We start from the raw sequence: 24541 nt of genomic DNA, 5'->3' as shown, positions 1-24541 counted from the left end.
TCGGCAGGCTGCGCGTTTTTCAACCTTTAAAAGCGCGCAGTCTGCGAGTGTGTGGCGTTTACACGTGCAACGCATGCCCCAGCGCACGCAAGGCTGCTTCTTGCACCGCCTCGCCCAAGGTGGGGTGCGCGTGAATGGTGCCCGCGATGTCTTCCAGGCAGGCCCCCATTTCCAGCGACTGGCCAAACGCCGTCGACAATTCCGAGACCCCAACCCCCACGGCTTGCCAGCCCACAATCAGGTGATTGTCACGCCGCGCGACAACCCGCACGAAGCCGGTTTTGGATTCCAGCGACATGGCCCGGCCATTGGCGGCAAACGGAAAGCTGGCGCTCAAACAATCCAGCCCGGCTGCTTGGGCCTCGGTCGGAGTTTTGCCCACCACCACGATTTCAGGGTCGGTAAAGCACACCGCTGCAATCGCCACAGGGCTGAATTCGCGGTGTTTGCCCGCGATGATTTCAGCGACCATTTCGCCTTGCGCCATCGCACGGTGAGCCAGCATCGGCTCCCCGGTTACATCACCAATCGCCCATACGTTGCGCATGCTGGTCTGGCAGCGATTGTCGACGCCAATGGCCGTACCGTTCATGGTCAACGCCAACCTTTCAAGGTTAAAACCCCGGGTACGCGGACGGCGCCCGACGGCCACCAGCACTTGATCGGTTTCCAGTGTCTGGCTTACGCCCTGGCGATTGCGCATCGACAAGGTACGCGTGCTGGCCTGGAAGCCTTCGACGCTGTGTTCCAGGTACACGGTGATGCCCAGCGCTTTGAGGGACTCAGCGACAGGTTGTGTCAGCTCCATGTCATAAGTCGGCAGGATGCGCTCGCGCGCTTCCACCACAGTGACGTCGGCGCCCAACTTACGATATGCAATGCCCAGTTCCAGGCCGATGTAGCCCGCCCCCACCACGGTCAGGCGTTTGGGGATCGCGTCAGGGTTCAGGGCCTCGGTGGACGAAATGATCGCGCCGCCAATGGGCAGCATCGCCAGCTCGACAGAGGTTGAGCCGGTGGCCAGCAACAAGTGCTCGCACTCAATGCGCTGGCCGTCCACCTCGACTGCTTTGCCATCCAGAATATTGGCCCAGCCATGAATGACCTTGACCCCATGCTTTTTCAGCAAGGCGCCGACTCCCGTGGTCAGGCGGTCAACGATGCCGTTTTTCCACTGCACGCTCTGCGCGATGTCCAGGCTTGGCGCAGCGGTTTTAATGCCCAGTGGCGAACTGTTGCCGCTGTAGCGCTGAGTGGTGTGGAACTGTTCGGCGACGTGAATCAGCGCCTTGGACGGAATGCACCCGACGTTCAGGCAGGTGCCGCCCAGCGACTGGCCTTCGATCAGCACCGTCGGGATGCCCAACTGGCCAGCGCGAATCGCCGCTACATAGCCGCCGGGGCCGCCGCCGATAATCAGCAGCGTGGTGTGTTGAGTTGGCAGCATGGTCACTCCACAAACAAGGTGGCAGGTTGTTCGAGCAAGCCACGCATGGCCTGAATAAATTGCGCCGCGTCCATGCCGTCGACTACGCGATGGTCGAAGGAGCTGGAGAGGTTCATCATTTTGCGTATCACGATCTGGCCTTTAACCACCACCGGGCGCTCGACGATACGGTTAACGCCAATGATTGCGACTTCAGGCAAGTTGACCACCGGGGTGCTGACAATACCGCCCAATGCACCGAGGCTGGTCAGGGTGATGGTCGAACCCGACAGCTCTTCGCGGCTCGCTTTGCCGGTGCGCACGGCGCTGGCCAGACGCGTGATTTCATCCGCGGCGCCCCACAGCGTCAGGCTTTCGGCGTGGCGCACCACGGGCACCATCAAACCGTTGTCGCTCTGCGCCGCGACGCCCAGGTGCACCGCGCCAAAGCGGGTGATGACCTGCGCTTCGTCGTCGTAGCGCACGTTGATCTGCGGGAAATCGCGCAGCGCCACGACAATGGCGCGGGCCAGAAACGGCAGCAGGGTCAGTTTGCCGCGCGTGTCACCCCATTTCTGATTGAGCTGGGCGCGCAGTTCTTCAAGGGCCGTGACGTCGACTTCCTCGACGTAACTGAAATGCGCGGCGCGGCGCTTGGCGTCTTGCATGCGCTGGGCAATTTTACGCCGCAGGCCGATAACCGGGATCTGCTGTTCATCATTGCGCTTGGCGTAACCGCTGGCCGGTGTCTGGCCGGGGCTGGCGTCCTGCGCCAAATACGCCTCAAGGTCATCGTGCAAGACCCGACCTGCGGGGCCGCTGCCGATCACAAAACGCAGCTCAATGCCTGCATCCCAAGCGCGTTTACGCACCGCAGGCGAGGCGAGCGGGCGTTCGTTGGCTTCGCGTGCCACCGGCGCCGGGCGAGCAGCCGGGGCGCAGGCTGGCGCGGCTTTGGCGGCCGCAGCGGCCACACTGGCCACTTCCACGCGGGCTTGTGGCGCCGCTTTTGGTGCGCCAGCCGGGGCCGGTTCAGCCGCCGGGTGCGCGGGTTCACGCAGGTTGCCCGCGCCTTCAACCTCGATGCGGATCAACTCGCTGCCCACGGCCATCACTTCGCCGGGCTGACCGCCCAGCGCCAGTACCTTGCCTGCCACAGGGGAGGGGATGTCTACCGTGGCCTTGTCGGTCATGACATCGGCAACCACTTGGTCTTCGCTGACCATGTCCCCGACTTTGACAAACCATTCCACCAATTCAACTTGCGCAATGCCTTCGCCAATGTCCGGCATCTTGATAACGTGCGTACCCATTCAGACCTCCATAACCCGTTGCAAAGCCGCACCCACTCGCGCCGGGCCAGGGAAATAGGCCCACTCTTGTGCGTGCGGGTAGGGTGTGTCCCAACCCGTCACACGTTCGATTGGCGCTTCCAGGTAGTGGAAGCAGTGCTCTTGAACCAGTGCGATCAGCTCGGCGCCAAAGCCGCAGGTGCGGGTGGCCTCGTGCACGACGACGCAACGGCGGGTCTTTTTCACGGAGCTGACGATGGCGTCCAGGTCCAGCGGCCACAGGCTGCGCAGGTCGATGACTTCAGCGTCAATGCCGGTTTCTTCGGCGGCCACTTGCGCCACATACACCGTGGTGCCGTAGGTCAGGATGGTGACTTCAGTGCCGGGGCGCACAATCGCGGCGCAGTCCAGTGGCACCGTGTAGTAGCCGTCGGGCACCAGGCTGGCGGCGTGTTTGGACCACGGCGTGACCGGGCGTTCGTGGTGGCCATCGAACGGGCCGTTGTAGAGGCGTTTGGGTTCGAGAAAGATCACCGGGTCATCGTTTTCGATAGAGGCGATCAACAGGCCCTTGGCGTCATAAGGGTTGGACGGCATTACGGTGCGCAGGCCGCACACCTGGGTGAACATCGCTTCCGGGCTTTGGCTGTGGGTCTGACCGCCGTAGATGCCGCCGCCGCAGGGCATGCGCAGGGTCATCGGGGCAATGAACTCACCGGCCGAGCGGTAACGCAGGCGGGCGGCTTCAGACACGATCTGGTCAGAGGCGGGGTAGAAGTAGTCGGCAAACTGGATCTCGGCCACCGGGCGCAAACCATAGGCCCCCATGCCGACCGCTGCGCCGACAATGCCGCTTTCGGAGATCGGCGCATCGAACACCCGTGAGCTGCCGTATTTGGCTTGCAGGCCTTCGGTGCAACGAAATACGCCGCCGAAGTAGCCCACGTCCTGGCCAAACACCACCACGTTGTCGTCGCGCTCAAGCATCACATCCATCGCCGAGCGCAGGGCCTGGATCATCGTCATGGTGCTGGTGCTCACGGCGTTCTCCATCTGAATTTTATTGTTGTCGTTCATCTGGTTATAACCCCAATTGCTGACGTTGGCGGCGCAGGTGCTCGGGCATGTCTTTGTACACGTCCTCAAAGATGGTCGCCGCGCTGGGCATTTGCCCGCCCGCCAACGTGCCGAAACGCTCGGCTTCTTTTTGTGCACCGATGATTTCGGCTTCCAGTTCTGCGCTGACGGCCAGGTGCTCCTCCTCAGACCAGTTGCCTGTGGCAATCAGGTGCTGTTTGAGGCGAACAATCGGATCACCCAGCGGGAAGTGGCTCCAGTCATCGGCTGGCCTGTACTTCGATGGATCGTCAGAGGTGGAGTGCGGGCCAGCGCGATAGGTGACCCATTCGATCAGCGTCGGGCCCAGATTGCGGCGTGCGCGCTCTGCGGCCCACACCGATGCCGCATAGACGGCGATGAAGTCGTTGCCGTCCACGCGCAATGACGCAATGCCACAGCCCACGCCACGCCCGGCAAAGGTCGTGGACTCGCCACCGGCAATGGCCTGAAAGGTCGAGATCGCCCACTGGTTGTTCACCACGTTGAGGATGACCGGGGCACGGTAAACGTGGGCGAACGTGAGGGCGGTGTGAAAGTCGGACTCGGCGGTGGCGCCGTCACCGATCCAGGCCGAAGCAATTTTGGTATCGCCCTTGATGGCCGACGCCATGCCCCAGCCCACGGCCTGCATGAATTGGGTGGCCAGGTTGCCGGAAATACTGAAAAAACCGTAATCGCGGACCGAATACATGATGGGCAACTGGCGGCCCTTGAGCGGGTCGCGTTCGTTGGACAGCAGTTGGCAGATCAGGTCCACCAGCGGCACGTCGCGGGCCATCAAGATGCTTTGCTGGCGGTAGGTGGGGAAGCACATGTCGTCGATGTTCAAGGCCAGGGCCTGCGCGCTACCGATGGCTTCTTCGCCAAGGCTTTGCATATAAAACGACATTTTTTTCTGCCGCTGGGCGACCACCATGCGCGTGTCGAAAATTCGCGTTTTGAGCATGGCGCGCATCCCGGCCCGCAGCACCTCGCTGCTCACGCCTTCGGCCCACGGCCCAAGGGCTTGGCCCTGATCGTCAAGCACACGGATCAAGCCTTTGGCCAGGTCAGCGGTGTCAGCCGGTTCTACGTCGATAGGGGGCTTGCGCACCAGACCGGCGTCGGTCAGGCGAAGGTAGCTGAAGTCGGTTTTGCAGCCTGGACGGCCAGAGGGTTCGGGAACGTGCAGGCGCAGTGGTGCATAGTCTTGATTCATGGCTTTCTCTACGCTCGATCTTGTCGTGATTATTAGGGCGCGGGAGCTAGGTAATGCATGCAAGAACTTTGCGGGAAACCCGCAGATCTTGTCCTACAACAATCATATTCCGGACAGTGAAGATTATTTATCTGTAGTTCGTTGTGCTTTGCAGTGATTAAGGATAAGAATTCTGCATAAACATAAAAAACAGGTGGTTTTGTCTCATGCGTAAGCTAGATCGAACGGATATCGGGATTCTCAATCGCCTTCAGGAGAACGCGCGCATCACCAATGCGGACCTTGCGCGCTCGGTCAACTTGTCGCCCACCCCGTGCTTTAACCGGGTCAAGGCGATGGAAGAACGTGGCTTGATTCGCGAACAAGTCACCTTGCTTGACGCCGACATGCTGGGCTTGCACGTCAATGTGTTTATCCATGTGAGCCTGGAAAAACAGGTCGAGGAAGCGCTCCAGCATTTCGAAGCGGCGATCTCGGACCGTCCCGAAGTGATGGAGTGCTATTTGATGGCGGGCGACCCCGACTATCTGATCCGGGTATTGGTGCCGAGCATTCAGGCGCTGGAGCGCTTCATGATGGACTTTCTGACCAAAGTGCCGGGCGTGGCCAACATCCGCTCCAGCTTCGCCCTTAAGCAAGTGCGCTATAAAACGGCATTGCCCTTACCGGCGGGCGGGTTGGTGCTGGAGGAGTAGGGCGGCTCAGAACCGCAGTCGCCAGCGCCCGTTAAAACGCAGGTCGACGATGGCCAGCGGCTCAATGTCGATCAGGTTGAAGGACGCGGTGCTGGCGGCCAAGGCATGCAGGAGGGCGGCGCGTATCACGAACGGGTGAGTGACCACGGCAAAATGGCCGTCTTCGCCAAACGTGTCGAGCCAGTTGCCCACGCGCAGGCACAAATCCTGTACCGATTCGCCATTGTGCGGCGCAGCATTGGGGTTGCTGAGCCAGTCAGCCAGCACGTGCGGGATGCTCTCTTGCAGGTCTGCAAGGCTCTGGCCTTTCCAATCGCCGAAATCGTACTCCTCCAGCGCGGGCACGATTTCAATCTCGCCGCCCAACGCGTGTGCTGTTTGCAATGCACGGGTTTCCGGCGCGCACAGGATACGCACGGGCTTCTTCAAAACAGCGGCCATTTGCGTGGCTTTTTCCAGGCTTTTGGCTTCTGCCGGTTCATCCAGCGCAAAGCGTCCCAGGCGCTGGGCCTGGGTGCGGGCGTGGCATACAAAGCTGAGACGAATGGGCATGGGTAAAAACCTCCGGATCATGATCAGGCGATCAGTGTGGGCAGCGCAGCGCCTCAATCGAGCTTAGGCGCGTATTATGACCGCGTATTTCCAATCAAAGGACATTGTCATGCCGGTCACTCTGCTGAAAAACCTTTTCAATGCCACGGCCCTGCTGGCGCTGATGGCCAGTGCGGGGACTGCGTTTGCCCATGCTCATCTCGAACAGTCGACGCCCGCCGCGGACAGCACCGTTGCCAGCCCTGCGCAGCTGCGCCTGCAATTCACCGAAGGGGTCGAGCAGGCGTTTACCAAGGTTGTGATCAGTCGCGATGCAGCACCCGTTCCCGTGAGCAGCGTCAAGACCGAACCCACGGACAAAAAAGTATTGATCGTCACGCCTGCCGCGCCGTTAGCCCCCGGTGACTATCAAGTGAAGTGGCATGCCGTGTCGGTTGATACCCACAAAAGCGAGGGGCAGTACCGTTTCACCGTGAGTCAGTGAGTTGATGCCTGACCCGATGGTGGTGTGCCGTTTTGTGCATTTTGCCGCGGTACTGCTGATGTTTGGCGCCAGTGCCTTTCGGTGTCTGCTGCCAGGCCGTGAGGTGAGCAGGGCGGTTGATCAGGCGTTACTCACGGTCTGCCGCGTACTGGCCTGTGCGGCGCTGGCCAGCGCAGTCTGTTGGTTATTGCTGACCACGCAAGCAATGGCAGGCAGTTGGTCAGACACCTTGCAACCTTCGACCTTGTGGTTGGTACTGGGTAGCACCTTTTTCGGTCAGGTGTGGGCCGCGCATTTACTGTTCAGTGGCCTGTTAGTCACGGCTATGTACGCTCGCGTTCAGCTGCGGATTCGTTGCCTGCTCAGTTTTTTGTTGCTCATCACCCTGGCACCGGTTGGGCATGGCGCCATGCTCGACGGTTGGCAGGGGCAATTGCTCATGCTCAATCAAGCGATACACCTGACGGGCGTGGGCGCTTGGTTGGGCGGTTTGCTGGTGTTATGGCTGGTCCTCAAACACCCCGGCGAGGTGAATGTGCAGCGGCTGCTGTGGCGCTTTAGCCAAATGGGTGGTGTGCTGGTGGCTGCGATCGTGTTCACAGGCCTGGTCAATACCCGTGTGCTCACGGGGCAGTTTTGGCCGACGCCGTTGTTTAACGGTTTCGCCTTGATCTTGTTGATCAAGGTGCTGGTGGTGGTGGCGATGCTGGGGCTGGCGCTGTTCAACCTGTTGATGAGCCGTGCAGGTCATACCAGGGTCTTGCGCCGCAGCGTGCTGGTGGAAGGGTTGCTTGGGCTGGCGGGTGTGGCTGCCGTGTCGTTGCTGGGGACGTTGCCGCCGCTGGTGATCTGAAGCATTAGATCGCAGCCTGCGGCAGCTCCTGCACGGTGACTCAACTGCTGCGCCTGCATCAGATCAACAGGAACAACGCCAGCAAACCGGCGAAAATGGCCCATTTTTCCAGGTAGTAACGCGTGCGATTGCGTTTTTTCAGTTCTTTGCCGCGTAGACGAATTTTGTACAGCTTGGTAAAGGCGCGATTAAGCCCGCCGACTTTGTCGTTCGCGTCATTCGGTGAGCTGGCGGACGCCATCACCGTGCGGCTGAACCACTGGTTAAATGCTGCCGCCCAGCGGTACTGCATCGGGCGTTCAATGTCGCAGAACAAAATGATGCGGTTTTTGTCGGTTTTGTTCTCGGCGTAATGGATGAACGTTTCGTCGAACATCACCCCTTCGCCATCACGCCAGTAATAGTTCTGGCCGTCCACATTGATGTAGCAGCCAGGATCGTTGGGCGTATCCAGACCCAAGTGGTAGCGCAAGGAACCTGCATACGGGTCGCGGTGGCGCACCAGCTTTGAACCCGGAGGCAGCTCGGCAAACATCGCAGCCTTGATGGTGCCGATGCCGTTGAGCAGTTCGATGGTGCGGGGGCATAACTCGACGGCAGAAGGGTGATTGTCGCCATACCATTTGAGGTAGAAACGCTTCCAGCCAGTTTTGAAGAACGAGTTGAAGCCGACGTCGTTGGGGGTTTCGGAGCGCTTTATCTCGCCCGCGTGCATCAGTTGGCGCGCTTCCTCGCGAATCTCTTGCCAATGTGCTTGCAACACGTTCAGTTCGGGAAAGTCCGCCGGTTTGAAGTACGGCTGGCTGGGCACTTTGGAGAACAGGTACAGGAAGCAGTTGATGGGCGCCAGAAAGGTGGAGTGGTCGCTTAATTGACGGCCCAGCTTATGCCGAACCTTGCCCCGCAGGTGGACATACGCGATGGACAAAACGTAAACAGCAATAATGATGAGTTTCAAAAGTATCGTCACAAGTCGAGAGAAAACGCCGTCCCGCGTGCACGCAATTGGCCCGAAATCTTGAAGATTTACCGGGCACAGGTGTCGCAGGAGGTAAGCCAATGGGTAAGGTTAAAACAGCCCTTTGGGCATTTTCCAGCTTTTATGAAGATTTTTATACATTTTTGCTTACAGTCTTTGGTCGGGTTGCTTGTAGGATTTTTACTGAATGCTCTTGTGCTAAATCTATTTTTAAAGATTGAAATCCGCATGTCGGGCCATGAAAGCGTCGATTTCATGGTCGTGTGGCGCAGTCGCCGGGCCTCTGCGTGTGACCGCAATGGCGGCGCCAGCGTTGGCTCGACGTGCAGCAACAACCGGTGATTGACCGGCCATCAATGCGGCGATCAATACCCCGGTGTGAGCGTCGCCAGCACCATTGCTGTCGACGGCCTGCACGCTGAACCCGGCAAGGGCGTGTTGGCCGTGCGGGTCGCTGATCCAGCAGCCCTGCGCACCATCGCGGATCACCTTCAAGCAGTCGCGCGCCAAGCGCTCTTGCAGCGCGAGTAACGCCTGGGCAAGGGTTTGAGTGCCCGTCAGGATCTGCGCCTCAAGGCGGTTGCTGGTCCACAGGTTGAGGCGCGGTAGCAACGCGTGCATCAGCTCGGCGGGGATGTCCCCAAGCAAAGGTCCAGGGTCAAAGCTGACGTGCACGCTGTGCGCCAATCCCAGTAACCAGTGCAGTAACGGCTTGGCCTTGGCGCCGTGCAGCAGGCTGTAACCGCTGACATACACCGCGTCGTGTGGCTCAACCCGAACCCGCGCCAGATCATCGGACGTCAACACACCTTCCGCGCCAATATAGGAAATGAACGTGCGCTCCGCGCTGGCCTCAGTCAGTGCCACGCACAGCCCGGTGTCTTGGTCCGGATCTGGCGCCAGGGTGGGGGTAATGCCTTCTGCGAGCATCGCCTGACGCGCCAGGTCGCCGAACGGGCCTTGGCCATGTCGGCCCAGATACCAAGTGGACAGGCCGTTGCGTTGCGCCGCCGCCATCACATTAAAGCCGCCGCCTGCCTCAAAACGGGCACTTTTTGCCAAGGCATCGCCCCCGCTGACCGGCAGGGTGTCGAGTGCCATTACCAGGTCGATGATGATTTGGCCGGTGTGCAGCAATCTAGACATTGGCAAATCGCTCTACAGCCCGTCGCCGGTCTTTGGCGCCACCCATCACGGCATACAAGCCGCCCGCCACCACCAAGGTGACGACCCAGCCCAATCCGTGATGGCCCAGCCAGGAGTTCGCCAATGGGCCGACGAACCAGTCCGTGTCGTTGCTGCCCACGCGGGTAAAACAGAACCCCAGCACCAGCGCAACGGCCCAGGCACTCAGGGCGCGCCATTCGATACCGCCGCTGTACCAGTAGGCGCTGCTCGCACTGACGTCCAGTAAGTCGTTGGCGCTGTAGTAATGACGATGGATCAAGTCCACGACAAAGATGGCTACCCACGCAGTAATTGGAATTGCCGTCAGGGAAATAAAGGTAATGAACGGCCCGTAAAAGCTGTCGGCGTAGAGCATGAAGTAAATCGAGCCACAAAAAATAGCGACGATATCAACCACGACTGCCTGCACCCGTTTGATCTTTACCCCGAGGGTCAACGTGGTCAGGCCAGCGGAATAGACCGACAGGTGATTGGACAGCAACAAGCCGCCAAACGCACTGAGCAGATAAGGCACGGCCATCCACGCCGGGAGCATGTTGCGGATCGCGGCAACGGGGTCGGTGGCGGAGGCTAATGTCTGATTGCCCACTGACAGTAAGCCGCCGAGCGTGATCAACAGCACCAGCGGTATACCCGCGCCCCACGCAGCGGACGCCACCAGTTGCGTTGCGCTGACGGTGTGCTTTTGGTAGCGCGACATGTCTGCGCCCGCGTTGGCCCAGCCGATCCCGGTACCTGCCGCCATGATGCCAATTCCGATAACCACTGCGCTCATGGGGGCAGGGCTGGCGCTAAACACGGCCTGCCAATTGATGGTGGCGCACAGGAATCCACCCACCAGCAGGTTGAGCGCGCCGAACACATAAGTGGCCCACTTCTGGATTAGCAGCAAGGTGGCATGGCCCAAGCCCGACACTGCCAGCGTGAGCAGGGCAAAAATACCGATGAAGGTCAGCGTCAGCAGGGGGGCGCTTTTAGCTTCGGTCGGGGTGCCAAACACGATGCTGCTCAGTGCCAGTAATACAAAGGCTGCCGTCGTGGTGTTGACGGTTTCCCAGCCGACCCGTGAAATCAGCGAGACCAGCGTGGGACCGATGTTGCCCCGCACGCCGAAAATAGCCCTCGACAGAGTCAGGCTGGGCGCACGCCCACGGCGGCCAGCAATAGAGATCACCCCGACCACGGCGAACGAACCGGCAGCGCCAATCAAGGCAACGATGATGACTTGCCAGATAGCCAGTTGGTGAAAGGCGACCAGTGTGGCGCCCAGTGGCAGGCCGAGGATGCTGATGTTGGCGGCAAACCACACCCAGAACAGTTGCAGCGGGTTGCCGTTGCATTCGTTTTCGGGGACTGGCTCGATGCCGCGGGTTTCCAGTTGTCCGGCACTGTGCCCGACGCGAAGGTGACTCATGGGATGCAGCTCCTGAGGCTGTTTTTATGGTTGTAAGCAGCGTGTCGCGCAGGCTTCAGTGTTCAAGCCTGTGTGCATTCCATTGCGCGGGAGATTAAGCGTTGCGCAGGTTCAGTAGCGCCTTGACCAAAGGTTCAAGTTGCAACTGATTGACCTCTATTACGTGGGCTATCAGCGGTACAGGCCAGCGATCCAGCCCTTCGCACGCGCCGAGCATGGCCCCGAGTACGGCGCCAATGGTATCGGTATCACCACCAATGCTGGCGGCCATGCACAGCGCGTCGAAACTGTTCATGGCGCCACTGGCCACACGTTGCGCCAGCGCAAAAGCGGCGACTACTGACTCTTGCGAGGCGACAGAGGTGCCAATCACGTCATACAGCAAGTCGCCCAGGTTATCGTTATTGCACCGCGTGCTGGCTTCGCGCGCCCAACGTATACGCGGCCCGATGCGAGCACCTGCCACCCAATGCCCATGATGCTCGGCTCTAAAGGCCATTTCAGTGCCAGCATTGAGCGCGTGTTCCAGTGTTTTGCCATTGATGCCGCTTGATACCACGGCTGCCACGGCGGCTGCACTGGCGATGCCCAGGCTGGTGTTATGGGTCACTTGGCAGGCTTGAACGACTGCGTTGATGAAGTGGTCGGGGCGGGCGATATCGCAGGCGATCCCCACCGGGGTGATGCGCATGGCCGCGCCGTTGGTGGTGCCGAAGCGTCCCGCCTCTGCCACACTGTGGCCGGCCAGGATCAGGCTGAGTGCGTGCTTGGTTGAAGGGCCCAGCAAGTCTTGTGAGCCTTTGGCTTGCATGCGGGCTTCCCAGTCGATCAACCGACGCGCCAGTTGTGCGGGATCTATGCGGGCATCCCCTTCGACCAGCAACTGTGCGACCAGAATGGCTTGCTCGGTGTCGTCGGTGATGGATCCCTTGGGCATGTTGGGCGCAATGGGTTGATCGGCGGGGGCGTCTTGCAGATCGGTGATGGCGCCGAAACGCTCGAGGATCTGGGCTCGGCTAAACGATTGGGTGGGCATACCCAAGGCGTCGCCCAATGCCAGCCCGTAAAAGGCCCCCAGGGCGCGATCCAGTTGACTCATGTTGGCGCTCCAAACGATTGGTGCATCCGAAAGTGTAGGGGATCAAGCCAGCTTTCGACCTGTTCCATAAAACGCCCCTGCCGGTCGTAGGTGGTGCGCAAGGCTTTGAGGAAAACCGTGCCGGGCGCACGACCCAACAGCAGCGCTTCTTCCTCGCTCAAAGGTTCGGCCCCGATCCATTGATCACCCCGCTCGCCCACGAAGCCATAGGCGGCGAGGGTAATGGTCAGCGAATCATCGATCAGTCCCACACGCGGCAAACTTTCAAGACCGTGGGTGGCAGGCATCAGTGAGCGCTCCAGCGAAACGGCGGTGCCATCAGCCCGTCGTCGCCGACGGTCGAGCGCAATGAAATGGCTCACGCCAAATTGATGGAGCAACTCAGGCCGTTCGATGGTTTCAAATCGCAGCAACTCAGTGTGGATACGTGCGCCGGTGTCGGCCAGTGCCTGAGTCCAGCCGTTGTTTTGGTCCAGCGTCATGCCGTCATAGGTGACAACAGAGCCGCCGCCGGTTTGCATCGCGATGTAACGCCGGTGCTCCAGTTCAGTCAAGGCCTGACGCAACGTGCTACGACTGACGCCCAACTCTTGAGCCAGCTGGTCTTCTTCAGGGAGGGGTAAACCATCGGCTAACAGCCCGCTTTCTATCCGGTGAACGAGTTCATCAACCACGCGTTGTTTCTTGTTGGAACGAGCTTGTCTAATCATGTGCAGAGTAATAGCTCAGTAATGGCACTTGGGCAATAAATGGACCTCTTTGATGAGGGTAAAACGCCAAGGCACCCCAACCGGTCTACTCATGTGTGGACACCTTGAATCCTGCATTGGGTGCAGGACCCAAGGCTAAGTAAAGCCGACTTTTAATTCAGCCGCAGGCCTTGAGATTAACGGGGCCGACAAATTCATTTCCGCGGCCCATGACACAGGCAACCGCCTGGTTACGTTGACGTTCCCACGCCTGCACCGGGTAGGTTTTATCCCAAGCCTGGTACAGCTGAAGGTCTTGTTTGGACAGGCGTAAATTGTAGCGCTTGCTCATATAAAAGTAGGTGCGTGCAATCATCCCGCGAATGGAGGGGCGTGGCATGACCTTTTTGGCTTTGAAGTCGACCTGGGTCAAACACGAACCGTACTGGGCGGGTTGTGCCGGGAGCCAGCCAAAGCTGAAATTGTTACGGTCGCCATTGACCTCGCCAATGCTTGGCACCAGGTTGTGCAAGTCGGCCTCAGCCACCTTGTACACCGGGTCGTTGCGGGTGCAGTTTTTGCGTCCACCTTTTTGCCAGCATTGACGTTGATGACCAATTTGCCACGCCGGAACAATATGTTCCCATTCAATGCGTGCCGCGCGATTGGCATTTTTTCGCGGCACGTAACCACAGGCTTGCAAGTTGACGCGGTTGCCAGTGTATTTACAGCCACAGTAAAACTCGGTGGACTGTGGCGCGTAGAGCTTCCAGGCAACCTTTTTTGCTTCGCTAAAGGTTTGCGGCGCAGCCGCCTGTACGCTTAAAGCAGTGAAGAGGCTGGCGAGTGCCAGTAAACGAACCCTCATTAACTCAGTCTTCCTCGATCACGGTCCAGAAAACGTTGACCCCACCACAATCCCGGTGGGCAATGGTGACGTTATCGTTTTCGGAGATTTCTTCTATCAGGCGTTCCCACCACTCCGGGTTGTCACCTTCCTGACGCAAAAGGACAGCCATTTTGGCTTTTTGTGCCTTGGGAGAGCTGATTTCTTTTTGAATGCGAAGTCCGAAAAGTTCGTAGGGGGTCGGAGGGGTTGGCGCTTTCGCTGCTTTTTTAGCCATGATGCGATCCTTGGTTAGCTGTATGCGCATACAGTATTTAACTGCGCGTCATTTCGCAACCGTTTGTGCATCGGCGATGTTTTTACGCGGTGTGCGGTTATCCATTGCTGACATGAGCGGCTCCGTTTGCGGCCCTGTATACAGGGCCGCAAACGAGTTTGCAGCGATGTGAAAATGCCTTAGCTCTTGGTCAACCCCTTAACAATCGCCTCGATATTGCGTTGCAATTCGGCGACCGGGTCAGCGCCGTCCGTGCTGATCACCAGCAGTTCACTGCCACCTTGCGTCACCGCTGTTTTTAATGCGTCGGACGGTGCGCGATGGTCCAGCACCAATGCAACGTCATTGTCTTTCAGGGTTTGGGTCAGGGCCTTGAGGGTGTCGGGTGTCCACGTCTGGTCGCGAGTGTGCTCGAAGTTCACGCGCTCCAGATTCAAGCCGCCCAGCAGGTAGTCCAGTCGATCGGACAAGCTCACCACGCTCAGGTTATCGGCCTTGGCCAGTTGCGCTTCGCTGTCGGCGTTGAGTTTGAGCAGGCGTTGCTTGAGGGCTGCCAGGTTGGCTTCGATCTGCGGTTTGGCGGCGGGCGCCAGGCGCACCAAGTCGGCTGCGATAACGTCGGCCATACGCCCCATGTTGTTGCTCGCCAGCCACGGTTGACTGTTGAGACCGTCGTGCGGGGTGCCCGGTTGCAAGGCGATGCCCGGCAAGCTGCCGTCGACCGGGCGTGCGGCATCGACTTCGACGATGCGGATGTTGCTGCGCCGTGCCATTGGGTAGAGCGGGTCATCGTTCCACACGGAGCGCAGCCCGATCACCGCGTCGGCGTGTTCAGCCAGTTTGTGCAGGGCAGGGGCGCCGCGACCGCTGAAGTAGGCGCTCTGTCGACTGCCGGGCAAGTTGGCGGCAGCGGCGCGTTCCAGGCTCACGCCGCTGTCGTTGAGCAACCATTGGCCCAAGCCATAGGTGATGGGCAGGCTGGCCAGAATGCGCACCGGTGGTGAGGGCGCATCGGCGGCCTGAAGCGGTGAACTGAACAGGCCGGTGAGGGCCAGCGCGAGGGTGAGGGTGCGCAAAGTGTGCATTTATCCAATATTCCCTTTCAAGCTGGGGACCACCCCGCGCGCAATGGCAGCGAGGGCGAAGGCGATACCGGCCACCAGAATGATCGCAGCGCCGGAGGGGATGGGCAGGTCGAACACAATCGGTAGCAGGATCCCGCAGAGCGTGCTGACAGTGGCAATCAGGACCGAGATCCAGAAGAAGCCTCTGAGCGACTGGCTGAGCAAGCGCGCAGCCGCTGCGGGTATGACCAGCAAGGCGCCGACCAGAATCGCACCGATGACTTTCACGGCGGCCACGGTGATGAGCGTCACCAGAATCACGAACAAGTAGTCCAGCGACTTCACGGCGACCCCGCGCACGGCGGCCAGTTGCGGGTTGAAGCTGGCGAGCATGATGCGGTTGTACAGCGGCAGGCTCAGCCCCAGCACCAACGCGCCGACAATGGCCAATACCAGCAGATCGTTGCCGTTGACGGTCAGAACGGAGCCAAACAGTACGTTTTCGAGGATATGCACGTTGATCTTGCCCGCCAGAATCAGCAGCAGGCTGGCGCCCAGTGCCAACGAGACGGAGAGGAATACGCCGATCAAGGTGTCCGGGGCCAACCCGGTGCGATTACGCAAGTAATTCAGGGAAATGCCGAACAGCAAGCAATAGCCGAACAGGCTGCCATACGGGCCGGTGTAGGGTTCGCCGAGCAAGATACCAATGGCCACGCCGGTCAGCGCCGCGTGCCCGACCGCTTCGGAAAAGAACGCGAAGCGTTTTACGACCACCAGCGTGCCCAGGCCGCCGAGCACGGGGCCGATCAGCAGCCCGGCGAGCAGGGCGTTGACGACAAAACCATAGGCCAGAACTTCGGGCAGGTAACCCGCTGTGGCCCAGCCCTGCACCATCAGGCGAAATGCTTCGTAACTCATGAGTGAGCACTCCCCTGAGCGGTGGGGTGGGTTGAGAACAGGCTCAGCAAGCGATCGGGGCTGAGGGTGTGCTCGGGAGGCCCGTCAAACAGCACGCGGCGATTGAGGCCGGTTACGCGCTCTGCCAAGCGTTTGACCGCTGCCAAGTCATGCTCGATCCACACCACGGTGACACCGCTCTGCCGCCAGTCGGCGAGCAGGCGCTCAAAGACTTGAGCACCGGCTTCGTCCAGCGCAGACATCGGTTCATCCAGTACCAGCAACTGCGGGGAGGGAATCAGCCCTTGCGCGAGCAATACGCGCTGGCGCTCGCCACCGGACAGAGCGCCCATGCGCCGTTTGCGTTTGTCTTGCATGCCCACCCGCTCCAGCGCGTCACCAATCGCTGGCGCCACCTTGCGTGACAGCCCCATGAATGCAGGCAGGCGCTGACACATGGCGGCCATGAAATCGTCGACGGTCATGGGCAAGCCGCGGTCGAATTCCAGTGCTTGTGGCACGTAGCCGATCAGGCCAGGTTCGGCAGGCCAGCTCAGGCACAGACGGCCCTGATGGGGCATTTGCCCCAGCAGGGTCTTGATCAGTGAGCTTTTGCCGCCGCCGTTGGGTCCGACCAGTGCGTGCACACTGCCGGGGCGAATGTTGAAGCTGACATGATCCAGAATCAGGGTGCGTCCCAGAGTCAGCGAGACCTGATCAAACGCCACGCCCGGGCCTACAGTGACGGTGCCCAAAGGCTCAGCTGCGCTCATGCGCCTGCCTCCTGTATCGCCTTGACCACGGTATTGAGGTTGCCGGTCATTTCTTTTTCGTATTTATCGGCGCTGTAATCGCCATACGAAATGTGCGACAGCGGGTACAGCTTGACCCCGGACTCACGCTGAATGGTCTCGACATAGGTGGACGGGAAGTCCATCTCCGAGAAAATCACTTTCACATCCAGCGCGCGCAATTGGTCGATGGTTTTTTTCAGTTGGCTGGGGCTTGGTTCGATGCCGTGTGCAGGCTCGACCACGGCGGTGACCTCCAGGCCGAATTCGCGCAGCAGATAGTCGTAAGCCGCGTGTACGGTGGCCACGCGCAGGTCGGCATTGGGTGCTTCGGTCAGTTTCGCCAGCGCTGCGGCGCGCATCTGGCGCAGGCGTTTGCCATAGGCGCGCGCATTGGCGGTGTAGGTTTTGGCGTTGGCCGGGTCAAGCTTGCCCAGCTCGCGGGCAATGTTGTTGACCTGAGCAATCGAGGCGCTGATCGACAGAAAGGTGTGCGGGTTGACCACCTTGCCAGCACCGCGAGCCGCATTGCCGGTGGCTGCCAGCAACGGTACGTTTTGGTTGGCCTCGATCACCGGGATGTCGGGGCGTTCACTGGCTTCGATCATGCGGTCGGCGAAGTCGTCATGGCCAACGCCGTTGAGCACGATCACGTCCAACGTGCCGATGCGTTTGATGTCCTCGGCACGGGGTTCGTAGGCATGGGGGTTAAAGCCTGCCGGAATCAACGGCACGACCTCGGCCTTGTCGCCAACGATATTGCTCACGTAGCTGTAATACGGGTGCAGGGTGATGCCAATGCGCAACGGTTTGGCCAGCGGTGCAGGGGTGTCGGCAAAGGCTTGCGGCGCAAGGCAAAAGGCAAACAGGCCGGCCAGCAACAAGGTGCGGCGACGCAGAACAGATGAAATGGACATGGCGAGCAGTCTTCTCTCAGGTCAAGCGGTGGGTTCAGTGCCGATGCTGGCGAGTCACCCCGGCATCGAATTGCGCGATCACTTGCTGCCAGCCACTCTGGTTCAGGGCTGCATCGCTAAAATCGGTCGGAGCGCTGACAGCGCTGTTGCGGTTAAGCCACACGTCAGGCTGCGCGCCAATGCGCAGTAAAAACGAGCCGGCAACGCTTGGGTTCGGGCTGATGCCCAGATACGCCTGCTCGCCGAGCAACTGCCATTGATGGCCGCCGCGACTCACTGAGCTGGCATCGGTGGCAAACGGTGCAAAACCTTCAGCGGCCAGTTCGGCGGGTTCGGGAAGGGCGTTTGAGTCTTCGCCTAACAGTTGGATTTCGTCGAGGGTGACGCGCAGGTCGGCATAGATCCCTTGTTCGGCGGCGTTCAGATCGCGTCGTGCATCCAGTTGATGGGACGCCACCGAGGTGACGGCTTGCGTTTCGTGACGCCAGGCCACCACCGAACCTGCGACCGTCAGGATCAACAGGCATAACAGCAGCACATAAAGGGTTTCATGCCCGGCTCCGGCCGGGCGCACGACGTAAGTGTTCATGGGGCCTCGATGTCGGCTTGGTCAATTTCGACGATGTGGCCGGGACCTGCGTCGAACAGCACATAAAACTCAGCATCGGGCTTTTTGAAGGTGAGGGTCGAATCGGTCCCCAGCTTGCCGGGTACCAGAATGGTCTCGTCGTAGCCGATGACGTCCAGGGTGACGCCCGGCGCACCGCTGCCATCCGAGAACCCACCTGTGCAGCGTATTTGCGCCCCTTCGATTTCTTTGCATTCGCACATGGGGTTGTGGGCCAACGCCTGATGGCTGACCCCCAGCAATACCACCAAACCTGCGGTCATTAGCCGTCGTTTTTGGCGGTTGGACAAACGTGCGCTCATGATTTGCCTCCTCGTTGTTTGAGCCAGGCCACCGTGGCCGGTGAGGCTTGCTTCAGGGGAATGGATGCCTGATGCACCGAACCGTCCCAGCCTTCCAGGGTGATCCACAGGTCGGCCTCCTCTTGGGTGCGCAGGGGGATCGGCACGGTGGCTCCCAGGCGATAAGGCGTGCCGAAGAAAATCACCCCGGCGGTGCGCAAGCTGCGCGGCTTGCCAACACGCAGGTAAACGGCCTTGACCGGTTCGATGCAGGCGTCGCACAAGGCCGCGTTAAAGCTTTTCATGTAGCCTGCGGGGCCATCGGGGCGCGGGGCTTCATCGCGCAGTTCGGCCAGTTGCAGACTCCAGGGGCCGACCTCTACGGTGCCGATTTCGCGCTCGCCCAAGCCGCTGTCGCCGCGAAACAGCGACGCATCGGCAAAGTATTTGGGCATGAAGCCCAACGGCACCAGCAACAGCAGGAGGTTGATGTGAAAGCGCCATTTATGCCAAAACCGGCTTAGGCTGCTGGAAGTCGGCTGTGCAGCCGCTGCCTTGCTCATGCGTTGGCCTCCGAGGTGGCGTCAGTGCGGGCGGTGGCCGCTTGGGCGGGTACTGAGCGTGCGGGCTTATGGCTGCGCTTGAGCGCATTGGCGGTGGCCAGCGCGGTGCGTTTGGTCCAGATCAATAGCCCGCTCAACACCATCATGCTCAGGATCAGGCCGAAGAAGAACCAGATCAGCTTGACCCACAGGCCGCCGAAGTCACCGGTGTGCAAAGGGCGCATGGACTCTGTGACCAGCTCCAGGCCGGAGCGGTCGGCGATCATCCGTGAGCCTTCGATCAGGCCGTTATACGGGTTGATGTCGGCGGTTTGGAACAGCAGGGGATACCAGCCCGGCCCACCGACTTCGATGTGGCCGAAGGCATTGCTGGGCAAACTGATGAAGCTGGCTTCAAGCCCCGGGATTTTCTCTGCAGCAATGGCCACGGCCTTGTCCAGGCTGATCTGCGGGGCCGGTTTGCCGTCTGGCATGATCGGCACATCCTGACGCGCCACCACCGGCGGGTTGCCTTCCGTGGAAATGGAAATCTGGTTATCGAACATGAACGCCTGGATCAGAAACCACAGGCCGCTGATGGAGATCACCGCGATAAACCAGATGGACCAGATGCCGCACAGGCGATGAAAGTCGCCCCAGAAAATCCGTGCGCCGTGCTTGAAGCGCAGGTTGGGCTTGAAGAAGCCTTTCCAGAATTTTTTGTACACCACCAGCCCCGTGACCAACGAGGCCAGCAGCGGCAAGCCGAGGAAGGACACCAAATACCAGCCCCAGCTGTAGCCGTTGGTGAACGGCACCAGCCACCAACCGTGCAGGGCGCGGGTAAAGGCCTTGAAGTCGAAAGCAGGGCTCTCGCCCTGAATCGCCCCGGTGTACGGGTTGATATAGAGCGACGGTGAACGCCCGTCCGGGTACACCACATCGGCCACCAGCGCGAAATGCGATTCGTCCGGTCGGCTGATCGACTGCACGGCAAGCTTGGGTTCTGCCTGATGAATGGCGTTGAGCACTTGCTCATAGGTGAGCAGCGGTGCGTCGTCCGAGGGTTGGCTGGCGCGGGCTTCAGGGGTGGCGAGCCACACAATCTCCTGGCTGACCACTGCCAGGGTGCCGGTGACGCACACAATCAGCACAAAGAACCAGATCGGCAGGGTGAGCCAACTGTGAACCAGAAACCAGAGCTTGGAGCGGGACTTTTTGGACATGGGAAACGGCAAACTCGCGGTTGAGCGGGTGTTAATCGCCATTGAGAAGCGATTGCTTATCCATGTAGGACGGATGAGAAAGGCAAAACCCTAACCTTGAGATGTAAAGAATTGTTTCTACGGGCGTCTGGGGCGCAGAAACACCTGCGCCCGGCGGCCTTTGCAGGCCAGAGAATGAAGAGCGCTCACGGGTAACGAATGAGGGAATGGAAAATTAGCCGTGGACGGGCACTTGATGTTCAGCACAGACATGCTGGAAGTGTTTGACGAAGGCCGTCACCAAAGATGGGCCGCGTTCGCGATACGCCAGCGCGACAGTGCTCTCACAGCCGTCATCAGCCAACTCAATGCCGTGCAAAGAACACGCCCGCACTGTGGAGGCAGGCAGCAATGCGATCCCGAATCCGGCCTGAATCAGCATCGACTGCGTACTTTTGAGTGAATAAACCTGCGCTGATTTTGGCGAAAACCCGGCGCGCGCGCACAGATCGTAAGAAAGGGAACTCAGGCCGCCACGTTTGGCGTGGGTGATCGTTACAAAGTGTTCGTCCTGCAACTCGACCAGTGTCATGCGCTGCCGGGAGGCCAGCGGGTGACTGGGGCTCACGGCCACCACCACCTTCTCGGTAAAGAGCGGGACAAGCGTGATGTCATTCAATTGATGCAGCACCGGGAGTCGGAGCAAGCCCACATCGGTACGGCCCTCCACCAGGTTCAATAGTTGTGTTTCTGAGGATTCTTCTGACACTTCAATGCAGACATCAGGGGATGCTTCCAGGTACAGCCCCATCACCTCTTTTAACCTGCCGATCAGTGGCACGGTGCTGGCGTGGCCCAAGCGGAGTGTGCCGCTTTGCCCCAGACCCGTTGAGGTGGCCAGGCGGCTGGCACTTTCAACGTCAATCAAAATAGCTTTGGCTCTGGGTAAGAAGGCTAAACCGGCGTGGGTCAGCTCCGGTTGGCGCGCGGTGCGCTCAAATAACAGAATGCCCAAGTGTTTTTCTAATGCCTGGATTTGTCGGCTGAGTGCCGATTGAGCAATAAACAGCGTTTGTGCCGCTGCCATGAAACTGCCGTTTTCTGCGATGGCTACAAAATAGCGTAACTGTTTCATCGAAATCATAAGAGCTATGCCGAAATGAGATAGGTGGCTTGTTTTTTTGATATTAGTCGAGCTTTTCAGGGTTGGGTAGGCTGTCTCAAATACCAGGGAAGTTCTGGCAATGCTCGATTTTATTCTTCATACCCCGTATGCGCAGGCACAGTTTTTAATCATCTTTGCGACAGTCAGTGTGGCGTATGTCATTTTTGGTATTGCGGGGTTTGGAACGGCGCTGGTGGCCGGACCTGTGCTGCTTCATTACATGCCGCTGTCGCAAGTCATTCCCTTGTTGGTGTTATTGGACTGTGTGGCAGCTTTTGGCCGATTGGCGCGCTCATATAAAAATGTGGTGCATGCAGAGTTGTTCAGGTTAGTGCCCTTTATGGCGCTCGGCAGTGTGGCGGGCATCGTAATACTGCTGAGCACTCAGGCGGATGCACTGCTGTTGATGATGGGCTGTTTTGTCACGTTGTATGCCGTCTATGCGTTACTCACGCCGCGACCAAAGACGGTATTACCGACTGCATGGGCAATGCCCTTGGGGGTCAGTGGCGGATTAGTGGGCGCGTTGTTTGGCAGTGGCGGATTTTTCTACGCCATTTATTTAAATGGCCGTCTCCAGACGAAAGAAAAAGCCGGTGCCACACAAAGTACCTTGATCGGGATCAGTACCTTGGTACGGCTGACGATGTTAACCCTGGCGGGCACCTATACCGACCTTTCATTGTTGGTGATGGCGCTCTATTTATTACCGGCCTTGATCGTGGGGCTTTGGGCGGGCAACCACATTACGCTCAGAGTGTCGCGTGAAACCTTCATACGGGTAGTGAATGTGATCCTATTGGCCAGCGGTGCGATGCTGATCTATCGCGCTTATATGAACGGGTTTTAGTCCAGGTTCAAACAGGGCTGTTTTGCCTCGCAAGGTGGCGTTAAATGGGCAGGCATTCAGGGGCATATTCCAAGACCTAAGATGAAGCTTGCCGTGAGCCACGTTAATAGCTTTATGGCGCTTGATGGGTTACAAGTGCCGCCTGAAAAAATGGACTAAGAGGTCGCAATGGACGCCGCACGCACAAAAATATTACCGGCAGTTGTCTTGGGTGTGTGTCTTACGCTGCTGTCAGGGTGTGGGACGATATTAAGTCATCGAACAGGCACGTTTGATGGTGTTAACGAAGATATAAAAATAGTTAGTGAGCCTTTATTTTGGGTAGTTAGCTTGGGTTTAGTGCCACTGATGGCAATAGTCTCCATGCCAGTGGATCTGGGAGTGGATATTGTTTTATACCCTTACGATGCCTATCAAAAAAGTAAGCCGGCGGTGGTGTACATGCCCCCTCCGGTGGGCTATTCAGCACCGCTTTACAGCATAAATTTAACCGGTGCCAGCGACTTCGATTACATGGCTTGGCCTCCTTATTCGGCGCCGACCGGCAATACGGATTTTATTGAAAACGCGCCCTTCAGATTAGAGAGAGCCCTTATTGCAAAAGCTGTAGCAGCACCCGACCCCAAGAGCGGTGTTGAACCCGTCGCGGGGACGATTAATCCGGCGCAATTGTTTGCGGCTGATCCGCGCAGTTCGGGCAAAGCCATGAGCTTTCACAAAGTAGGGCCGGTGTATCAAGCGCGTGATGGGGTCAACTATAGAAATACAATAAAAATAAAAGAAACCCTTCTGGACAGTGCTGAGAACGTGGCAGACAAGTCGATCATCATTTACTTCATGCCGTGCAATGAACTGGTCTTTGTTCGATCAAATACGGCGGTGTATGACCCGGGCGCGTTGAATCAACCTGAGGTGCAGGCTGTCTTTAAATCGTTGAAACAGCAGGCTGCGCAGGGTAAGTGCCCTTTGCCTGCGCCGCATAACAAGGCTGTTTTGAACCCTCGCAAAGTGGTTTGAACAATCGCATGCACGCACGGGTGTGCCTTACTCCAGCGACCGCCCCAATTTCCAATAACCCATGAGCGTCAGTTGCTGGCGCTCCAGGCCTTGTTCGTTGATCAAGAACCTGCGAATGGCCATGACCGCAGCCGATTCCCCCGCGACCCACGCATAAAAATCGCCCCGTTTGGCACTGGCCCGTTCCCATGGGCGTTGTGTGTTCAGGTCCAGTTCTTCAATGGGCGATGTGCTGTCCAAATTGCCGCGCACCGGCGGCAAACGCGCCAGTTCGCGGGCGGCCAGGGTCATGCCTTCGCCATGTTGCTTGCCCAGGCTGGCACGGGGCAACCAGTGCACCTTGGCGTTCAAGCCGCACAGCAGCGCCAGGCAATCTGACTCTTCAGGCACTTCAATAAAGGCCTGTACGTGCGGTGCATCCGGGTGCTCGGTGAGTTGTTCGAGAATACCGGCGATGGCAGGCAAGGCGGTTTCGTCGCCAATCAGCAGCACCTGACGCACGCCTTCAGGCGGTTGCCATTCGTAGCCGCCGGGGTCGCTGCGGTACGTGGCATTGGGCGCGACGATTTGTAGCCCGTCGCCCGGCACACTGCGTGCGGCCCAACGCGAGGCAGGCCCTGTTTCGCCGTGCAGCACAAAGTCGATGTCCAGCTCGTTTGCTTCGGGGCGCAGGTTGCGCAGGGTGTAAGTGCGCATGGGCGGTGTTTGGTTGGCGCTCATGGCGCGGCGCGCAGCCTGCCAGTCGCCGGTTTTTGGCAGATCGGGGGCGCTGCCATCGGCAGCCGGAAAGAACAGTTTGACCCGCTGGTCTGGCGCGAGCGTGCGCATCAGGGCCACGTCTTTGCCGCTGAATACACAGCGCAGCAGTGAGGGGCTCAAGGCAACGCGTTGCTTGAGCTGGATATCGAACAGTTCATAACCGCTGGGTTTGCTCAGGCGTTTGCGCAGGGTTTGCACCAGCGTGGCGGCGACAGACATAAACAGCACCATGTTAAACAGGAGTCGTTCTCTATAACGTTGCCGGGGCGCTTCAATTTAAGACCGCTGGTGAATGGGCTCAGCGCGTTAA

Annotated in this window: 28 protein-coding genes; 6 read left to right on the top strand and 22 right to left on the bottom strand. The window is 59.2% G+C overall.

From position 1 onward, the window contains the following. Nucleotides 1-58: 58 nt before the first annotated feature. Genes lpdA through GYN01_RS13365 form a run of 4 tightly spaced genes read right to left on the bottom strand, consistent with a single transcriptional unit; the run spans nucleotide 59 to nucleotide 5035 of the window. Nucleotides 59-1447: a dihydrolipoyl dehydrogenase gene (gene lpdA, locus GYN01_RS13380; RefSeq protein WP_203307276.1), complete on the bottom strand. Its 1389-nt coding sequence runs from the start codon at nucleotides 1445-1447 to the stop codon at nucleotides 59-61. Between the two features lie 2 nt (nucleotides 1448-1449). Beyond that, entirely contained in the window at nucleotides 1450-2739 is a 1290-nt protein-coding gene (locus tag GYN01_RS13375) for a dihydrolipoamide acetyltransferase family protein (protein ID WP_048366120.1), read from the bottom strand. Continuing rightward, on the bottom strand, nucleotides 2740-3795 hold the full coding sequence (locus GYN01_RS13370; RefSeq protein WP_048366119.1) for an alpha-ketoacid dehydrogenase subunit beta: 1056 nt from the start codon (nucleotides 3793-3795) through the stop codon (nucleotides 2740-2742). A 4-nt stretch (nucleotides 3796-3799) separates the two neighbouring features. Continuing rightward, nucleotides 3800-5035, bottom strand: coding sequence for a 3-methyl-2-oxobutanoate dehydrogenase (2-methylpropanoyl-transferring) subunit alpha (locus GYN01_RS13365; RefSeq protein WP_048366118.1), 1236 nt, complete (start codon nucleotides 5033-5035; stop codon nucleotides 3800-3802). Nucleotides 5036-5241: 206 nt separating this feature from the next. Here GYN01_RS13365 and bkdR point away from each other — a divergent pair, with 206 nt between their 5' ends. Continuing rightward, the gene (gene bkdR / locus GYN01_RS13360; RefSeq protein ID WP_048366117.1) at nucleotides 5242-5730 is read left to right on the top strand and encodes a Bkd operon transcriptional regulator BkdR; all 489 of its coding nucleotides are present in this window, start codon (nucleotides 5242-5244) and stop codon (nucleotides 5728-5730) included. Between the two features lie 6 nt (nucleotides 5731-5736). Here bkdR and GYN01_RS13355 read toward each other — a convergent pair whose 3' ends face one another. Beyond that, on the bottom strand, nucleotides 5737-6282 hold the full coding sequence (locus GYN01_RS13355) for a histidine phosphatase family protein (RefSeq protein ID WP_048366116.1): 546 nt from the start codon (nucleotides 6280-6282) through the stop codon (nucleotides 5737-5739). Between the two features lie 109 nt (nucleotides 6283-6391). Here GYN01_RS13355 and copC point away from each other — a divergent pair, with 109 nt between their 5' ends. Beyond that, nucleotides 6392-6766, top strand: coding sequence for a copper homeostasis periplasmic binding protein CopC (copC, locus tag GYN01_RS13350; RefSeq protein WP_048401647.1), 375 nt, complete (start codon nucleotides 6392-6394; stop codon nucleotides 6764-6766). Between the two features lie 4 nt (nucleotides 6767-6770). Further along, entirely contained in the window at nucleotides 6771-7619 is an 849-nt protein-coding gene (gene copD, locus GYN01_RS13345) for a copper homeostasis membrane protein CopD (RefSeq protein WP_203307275.1), read from the top strand. A 58-nt stretch (nucleotides 7620-7677) separates the two neighbouring features. Here copD and lpxO read toward each other — a convergent pair whose 3' ends face one another. Further along, nucleotides 7678-8577, bottom strand: coding sequence for a lipid A hydroxylase LpxO (gene lpxO / locus GYN01_RS13340; RefSeq protein WP_048366113.1), 900 nt, complete (start codon nucleotides 8575-8577; stop codon nucleotides 7678-7680). Nucleotides 8578-8678: 101 nt separating this feature from the next. Between lpxO and GYN01_RS13335 the strand changes: the two genes are divergently transcribed. Then, nucleotides 8679-8819, top strand: coding sequence for a hypothetical protein (locus GYN01_RS13335; RefSeq protein ID WP_203307274.1), 141 nt, complete (start codon nucleotides 8679-8681; stop codon nucleotides 8817-8819). On the opposite strand, the gene GYN01_RS13330 is transcribed toward GYN01_RS13335, so the two are convergent. The 15 genes from GYN01_RS13330 to GYN01_RS13260 form a co-directional block, all read right to left on the bottom strand. Further along, nucleotides 8809-9744, bottom strand: a complete 936-nt coding sequence (locus tag GYN01_RS13330) for a PfkB family carbohydrate kinase (protein ID WP_203307273.1) — start codon at nucleotides 9742-9744, stop codon at nucleotides 8809-8811. The genes GYN01_RS13335 and GYN01_RS13330 overlap by 11 nt on opposite strands. Further along, the gene (locus GYN01_RS13325) at nucleotides 9737-11200 is read right to left on the bottom strand and encodes a purine-cytosine permease family protein (protein ID WP_048401652.1); all 1464 of its coding nucleotides are present in this window, start codon (nucleotides 11198-11200) and stop codon (nucleotides 9737-9739) included. The genes GYN01_RS13330 and GYN01_RS13325 overlap by 8 nt, the downstream gene beginning before the upstream one ends. A gap of 94 nt (nucleotides 11201-11294) precedes the next feature. After that, the gene (locus GYN01_RS13320) at nucleotides 11295-12299 is read right to left on the bottom strand and encodes an ADP-ribosylglycohydrolase family protein (RefSeq protein WP_048401654.1); all 1005 of its coding nucleotides are present in this window, start codon (nucleotides 12297-12299) and stop codon (nucleotides 11295-11297) included. Next, a complete protein-coding gene (locus GYN01_RS13315) occupies nucleotides 12296-13009 on the bottom strand; it encodes a GntR family transcriptional regulator (RefSeq protein WP_048366109.1) in 714 nt (237 codons plus the stop codon). Before GYN01_RS13315 ends, GYN01_RS13320 begins: the two co-directional genes overlap by 4 nt. Nucleotides 13010-13166: 157 nt before the next feature. Further along, entirely contained in the window at nucleotides 13167-13856 is a 690-nt protein-coding gene (locus tag GYN01_RS13310; protein WP_048366108.1) for an endonuclease, read from the bottom strand. 4 nt (nucleotides 13857-13860) lie between these two features. Next, nucleotides 13861-14112 carry a DUF1654 domain-containing protein gene (locus GYN01_RS13305; RefSeq protein WP_203307272.1) on the bottom strand — a complete coding sequence of 84 codons (252 nt, stop codon included), beginning with the start codon at nucleotides 14110-14112 and terminating at the stop codon, nucleotides 13861-13863. A gap of 179 nt (nucleotides 14113-14291) precedes the next feature. Next, on the bottom strand, nucleotides 14292-15197 hold the full coding sequence (locus GYN01_RS13300; protein WP_203307271.1) for a metal ABC transporter solute-binding protein, Zn/Mn family: 906 nt from the start codon (nucleotides 15195-15197) through the stop codon (nucleotides 14292-14294). Then, complete coding sequence (locus GYN01_RS13295; RefSeq protein ID WP_048366105.1) at nucleotides 15198-16097, bottom strand: metal ABC transporter permease; 900 nt, start codon at nucleotides 16095-16097, stop codon at nucleotides 15198-15200. Then, entirely contained in the window at nucleotides 16094-16849 is a 756-nt protein-coding gene (locus tag GYN01_RS13290) for a metal ABC transporter ATP-binding protein (RefSeq protein WP_203307270.1), read from the bottom strand. The genes GYN01_RS13295 and GYN01_RS13290 overlap by 4 nt, the downstream gene beginning before the upstream one ends. Further along, nucleotides 16846-17784, bottom strand: coding sequence for a metal ABC transporter substrate-binding protein (locus GYN01_RS13285; RefSeq protein WP_048366103.1), 939 nt, complete (start codon nucleotides 17782-17784; stop codon nucleotides 16846-16848). The genes GYN01_RS13290 and GYN01_RS13285 overlap by 4 nt, the downstream gene beginning before the upstream one ends. 34 nt (nucleotides 17785-17818) lie before the next feature. Then, nucleotides 17819-18373 (bottom strand): DUF6162 family protein, encoded by a 555-nt coding sequence (locus GYN01_RS13280; protein ID WP_048401662.1) that lies wholly within the window; start codon nucleotides 18371-18373, stop codon nucleotides 17819-17821. Continuing rightward, nucleotides 18370-18675 carry a hypothetical protein gene (locus GYN01_RS13275; protein WP_173427004.1) on the bottom strand — a complete coding sequence of 102 codons (306 nt, stop codon included), beginning with the start codon at nucleotides 18673-18675 and terminating at the stop codon, nucleotides 18370-18372. The genes GYN01_RS13280 and GYN01_RS13275 overlap by 4 nt, the downstream gene beginning before the upstream one ends. 35 nt (nucleotides 18676-18710) lie before the next feature. Continuing rightward, entirely contained in the window at nucleotides 18711-19256 is a 546-nt protein-coding gene (locus tag GYN01_RS13270) for a hypothetical protein (RefSeq protein ID WP_048366100.1), read from the bottom strand. Then, the gene (locus tag GYN01_RS13265) at nucleotides 19253-20461 is read right to left on the bottom strand and encodes a PepSY-associated TM helix domain-containing protein (RefSeq protein WP_048402008.1); all 1209 of its coding nucleotides are present in this window, start codon (nucleotides 20459-20461) and stop codon (nucleotides 19253-19255) included. The genes GYN01_RS13270 and GYN01_RS13265 overlap by 4 nt, the downstream gene beginning before the upstream one ends. A gap of 214 nt (nucleotides 20462-20675) precedes the next feature. Next, a complete protein-coding gene (locus tag GYN01_RS13260; protein ID WP_203307269.1) occupies nucleotides 20676-21584 on the bottom strand; it encodes a LysR family transcriptional regulator in 909 nt (302 codons plus the stop codon). Between the two features lie 94 nt (nucleotides 21585-21678). Between GYN01_RS13260 and GYN01_RS13255 the strand changes: the two genes are divergently transcribed. Both GYN01_RS13255 and GYN01_RS13250 read left to right on the top strand, forming a co-directional pair. After that, nucleotides 21679-22455 (top strand): sulfite exporter TauE/SafE family protein, encoded by a 777-nt coding sequence (locus GYN01_RS13255; RefSeq protein ID WP_048401668.1) that lies wholly within the window; start codon nucleotides 21679-21681, stop codon nucleotides 22453-22455. A gap of 168 nt (nucleotides 22456-22623) precedes the next feature. Then, entirely contained in the window at nucleotides 22624-23472 is an 849-nt protein-coding gene (locus GYN01_RS13250; protein ID WP_082149388.1) for a YceK/YidQ family lipoprotein, read from the top strand. A gap of 27 nt (nucleotides 23473-23499) precedes the next feature. Here the strand turns inward: GYN01_RS13250 and GYN01_RS13245 are convergent, their stop codons facing one another. Further along, a complete protein-coding gene (locus tag GYN01_RS13245; protein ID WP_082152938.1) occupies nucleotides 23500-24450 on the bottom strand; it encodes a siderophore-interacting protein in 951 nt (316 codons plus the stop codon). Nucleotides 24451-24541: the final 91 nt, after the last annotated feature.

Source organism: Pseudomonas weihenstephanensis (genome assembly GCF_016812185.1).
GTDB classification, from domain to species: domain Bacteria; phylum Pseudomonadota; class Gammaproteobacteria; order Pseudomonadales; family Pseudomonadaceae; genus Aquipseudomonas; species Aquipseudomonas weihenstephanensis.
Note: the sequence above shows the minus strand (reverse complement) of the source record. Positions and strands in the feature narration are given on the sequence as shown.

Bases quoted from the DNA above. Each gene is read 5' to 3' on its own strand.
- GYN01_RS13310 (WP_048366108.1), bottom strand. From the start codon at position 13,856: ATGAGGGTTCGTTTACTGGCACTCGCCAGCCTCTTCACTGCTTTAAGC.
- GYN01_RS13355 (WP_048366116.1), bottom strand. From the start codon at position 6,282: ATGCCCATTCGTCTCAGCTTTGTATGCCACGCCCGCACCCAGGCCCAG.
- GYN01_RS13245 (WP_082152938.1), bottom strand. From the start codon at position 24,450: ATGTCTGTCGCCGCCACGCTGGTGCAAACCCTGCGCAAACGCCTGAGC.
- GYN01_RS13260 (WP_203307269.1), bottom strand. From the start codon at position 21,584: ATGATTTCGATGAAACAGTTACGCTATTTTGTAGCCATCGCAGAAAAC.
- GYN01_RS13375 (WP_048366120.1), bottom strand. From the start codon at position 2,739: ATGGGTACGCACGTTATCAAGATGCCGGACATTGGCGAAGGCATTGCG.
- GYN01_RS13295 (WP_048366105.1), bottom strand. From the start codon at position 16,097: ATGAGTTACGAAGCATTTCGCCTGATGGTGCAGGGCTGGGCCACAGCG.
- GYN01_RS13330 (WP_203307273.1), bottom strand. From the start codon at position 9,744: ATGTCTAGATTGCTGCACACCGGCCAAATCATCATCGACCTGGTAATG.
- copD (WP_203307275.1), top strand. From the start codon at position 6,771: ATGCCTGACCCGATGGTGGTGTGCCGTTTTGTGCATTTTGCCGCGGTA.
- lpdA (WP_203307276.1), bottom strand. From the start codon at position 1,447: ATGCTGCCAACTCAACACACCACGCTGCTGATTATCGGCGGCGGCCCC.
- GYN01_RS13285 (WP_048366103.1), bottom strand. From the start codon at position 17,784: ATGTCCATTTCATCTGTTCTGCGTCGCCGCACCTTGTTGCTGGCCGGC.
- GYN01_RS13270 (WP_048366100.1), bottom strand. From the start codon at position 19,256: ATGAGCAAGGCAGCGGCTGCACAGCCGACTTCCAGCAGCCTAAGCCGG.
- bkdR (WP_048366117.1), top strand. From the start codon at position 5,242: ATGCGTAAGCTAGATCGAACGGATATCGGGATTCTCAATCGCCTTCAG.
- GYN01_RS13320 (WP_048401654.1), bottom strand. From the start codon at position 12,299: ATGAGTCAACTGGATCGCGCCCTGGGGGCCTTTTACGGGCTGGCATTG.
- GYN01_RS13335 (WP_203307274.1), top strand. From the start codon at position 8,679: ATGGGTAAGGTTAAAACAGCCCTTTGGGCATTTTCCAGCTTTTATGAA.
- GYN01_RS13325 (WP_048401652.1), bottom strand. From the start codon at position 11,200: ATGAGTCACCTTCGCGTCGGGCACAGTGCCGGACAACTGGAAACCCGC.
- GYN01_RS13315 (WP_048366109.1), bottom strand. From the start codon at position 13,009: ATGATTAGACAAGCTCGTTCCAACAAGAAACAACGCGTGGTTGATGAA.
- GYN01_RS13370 (WP_048366119.1), bottom strand. From the start codon at position 3,795: ATGAACGACAACAATAAAATTCAGATGGAGAACGCCGTGAGCACCAGC.
- GYN01_RS13250 (WP_082149388.1), top strand. From the start codon at position 22,624: ATGGACGCCGCACGCACAAAAATATTACCGGCAGTTGTCTTGGGTGTG.
- GYN01_RS13365 (WP_048366118.1), bottom strand. From the start codon at position 5,035: ATGAATCAAGACTATGCACCACTGCGCCTGCACGTTCCCGAACCCTCT.
- GYN01_RS13290 (WP_203307270.1), bottom strand. From the start codon at position 16,849: ATGAGCGCAGCTGAGCCTTTGGGCACCGTCACTGTAGGCCCGGGCGTG.
- GYN01_RS13300 (WP_203307271.1), bottom strand. From the start codon at position 15,197: ATGCACACTTTGCGCACCCTCACCCTCGCGCTGGCCCTCACCGGCCTG.
- GYN01_RS13275 (WP_173427004.1), bottom strand. From the start codon at position 18,675: ATGACCGCAGGTTTGGTGGTATTGCTGGGGGTCAGCCATCAGGCGTTG.
- copC (WP_048401647.1), top strand. From the start codon at position 6,392: ATGCCGGTCACTCTGCTGAAAAACCTTTTCAATGCCACGGCCCTGCTG.
- GYN01_RS13265 (WP_048402008.1), bottom strand. From the start codon at position 20,461: ATGTCCAAAAAGTCCCGCTCCAAGCTCTGGTTTCTGGTTCACAGTTGG.
- GYN01_RS13305 (WP_203307272.1), bottom strand. From the start codon at position 14,112: ATGGCTAAAAAAGCAGCGAAAGCGCCAACCCCTCCGACCCCCTACGAA.
- GYN01_RS13280 (WP_048401662.1), bottom strand. From the start codon at position 18,373: ATGAACACTTACGTCGTGCGCCCGGCCGGAGCCGGGCATGAAACCCTT.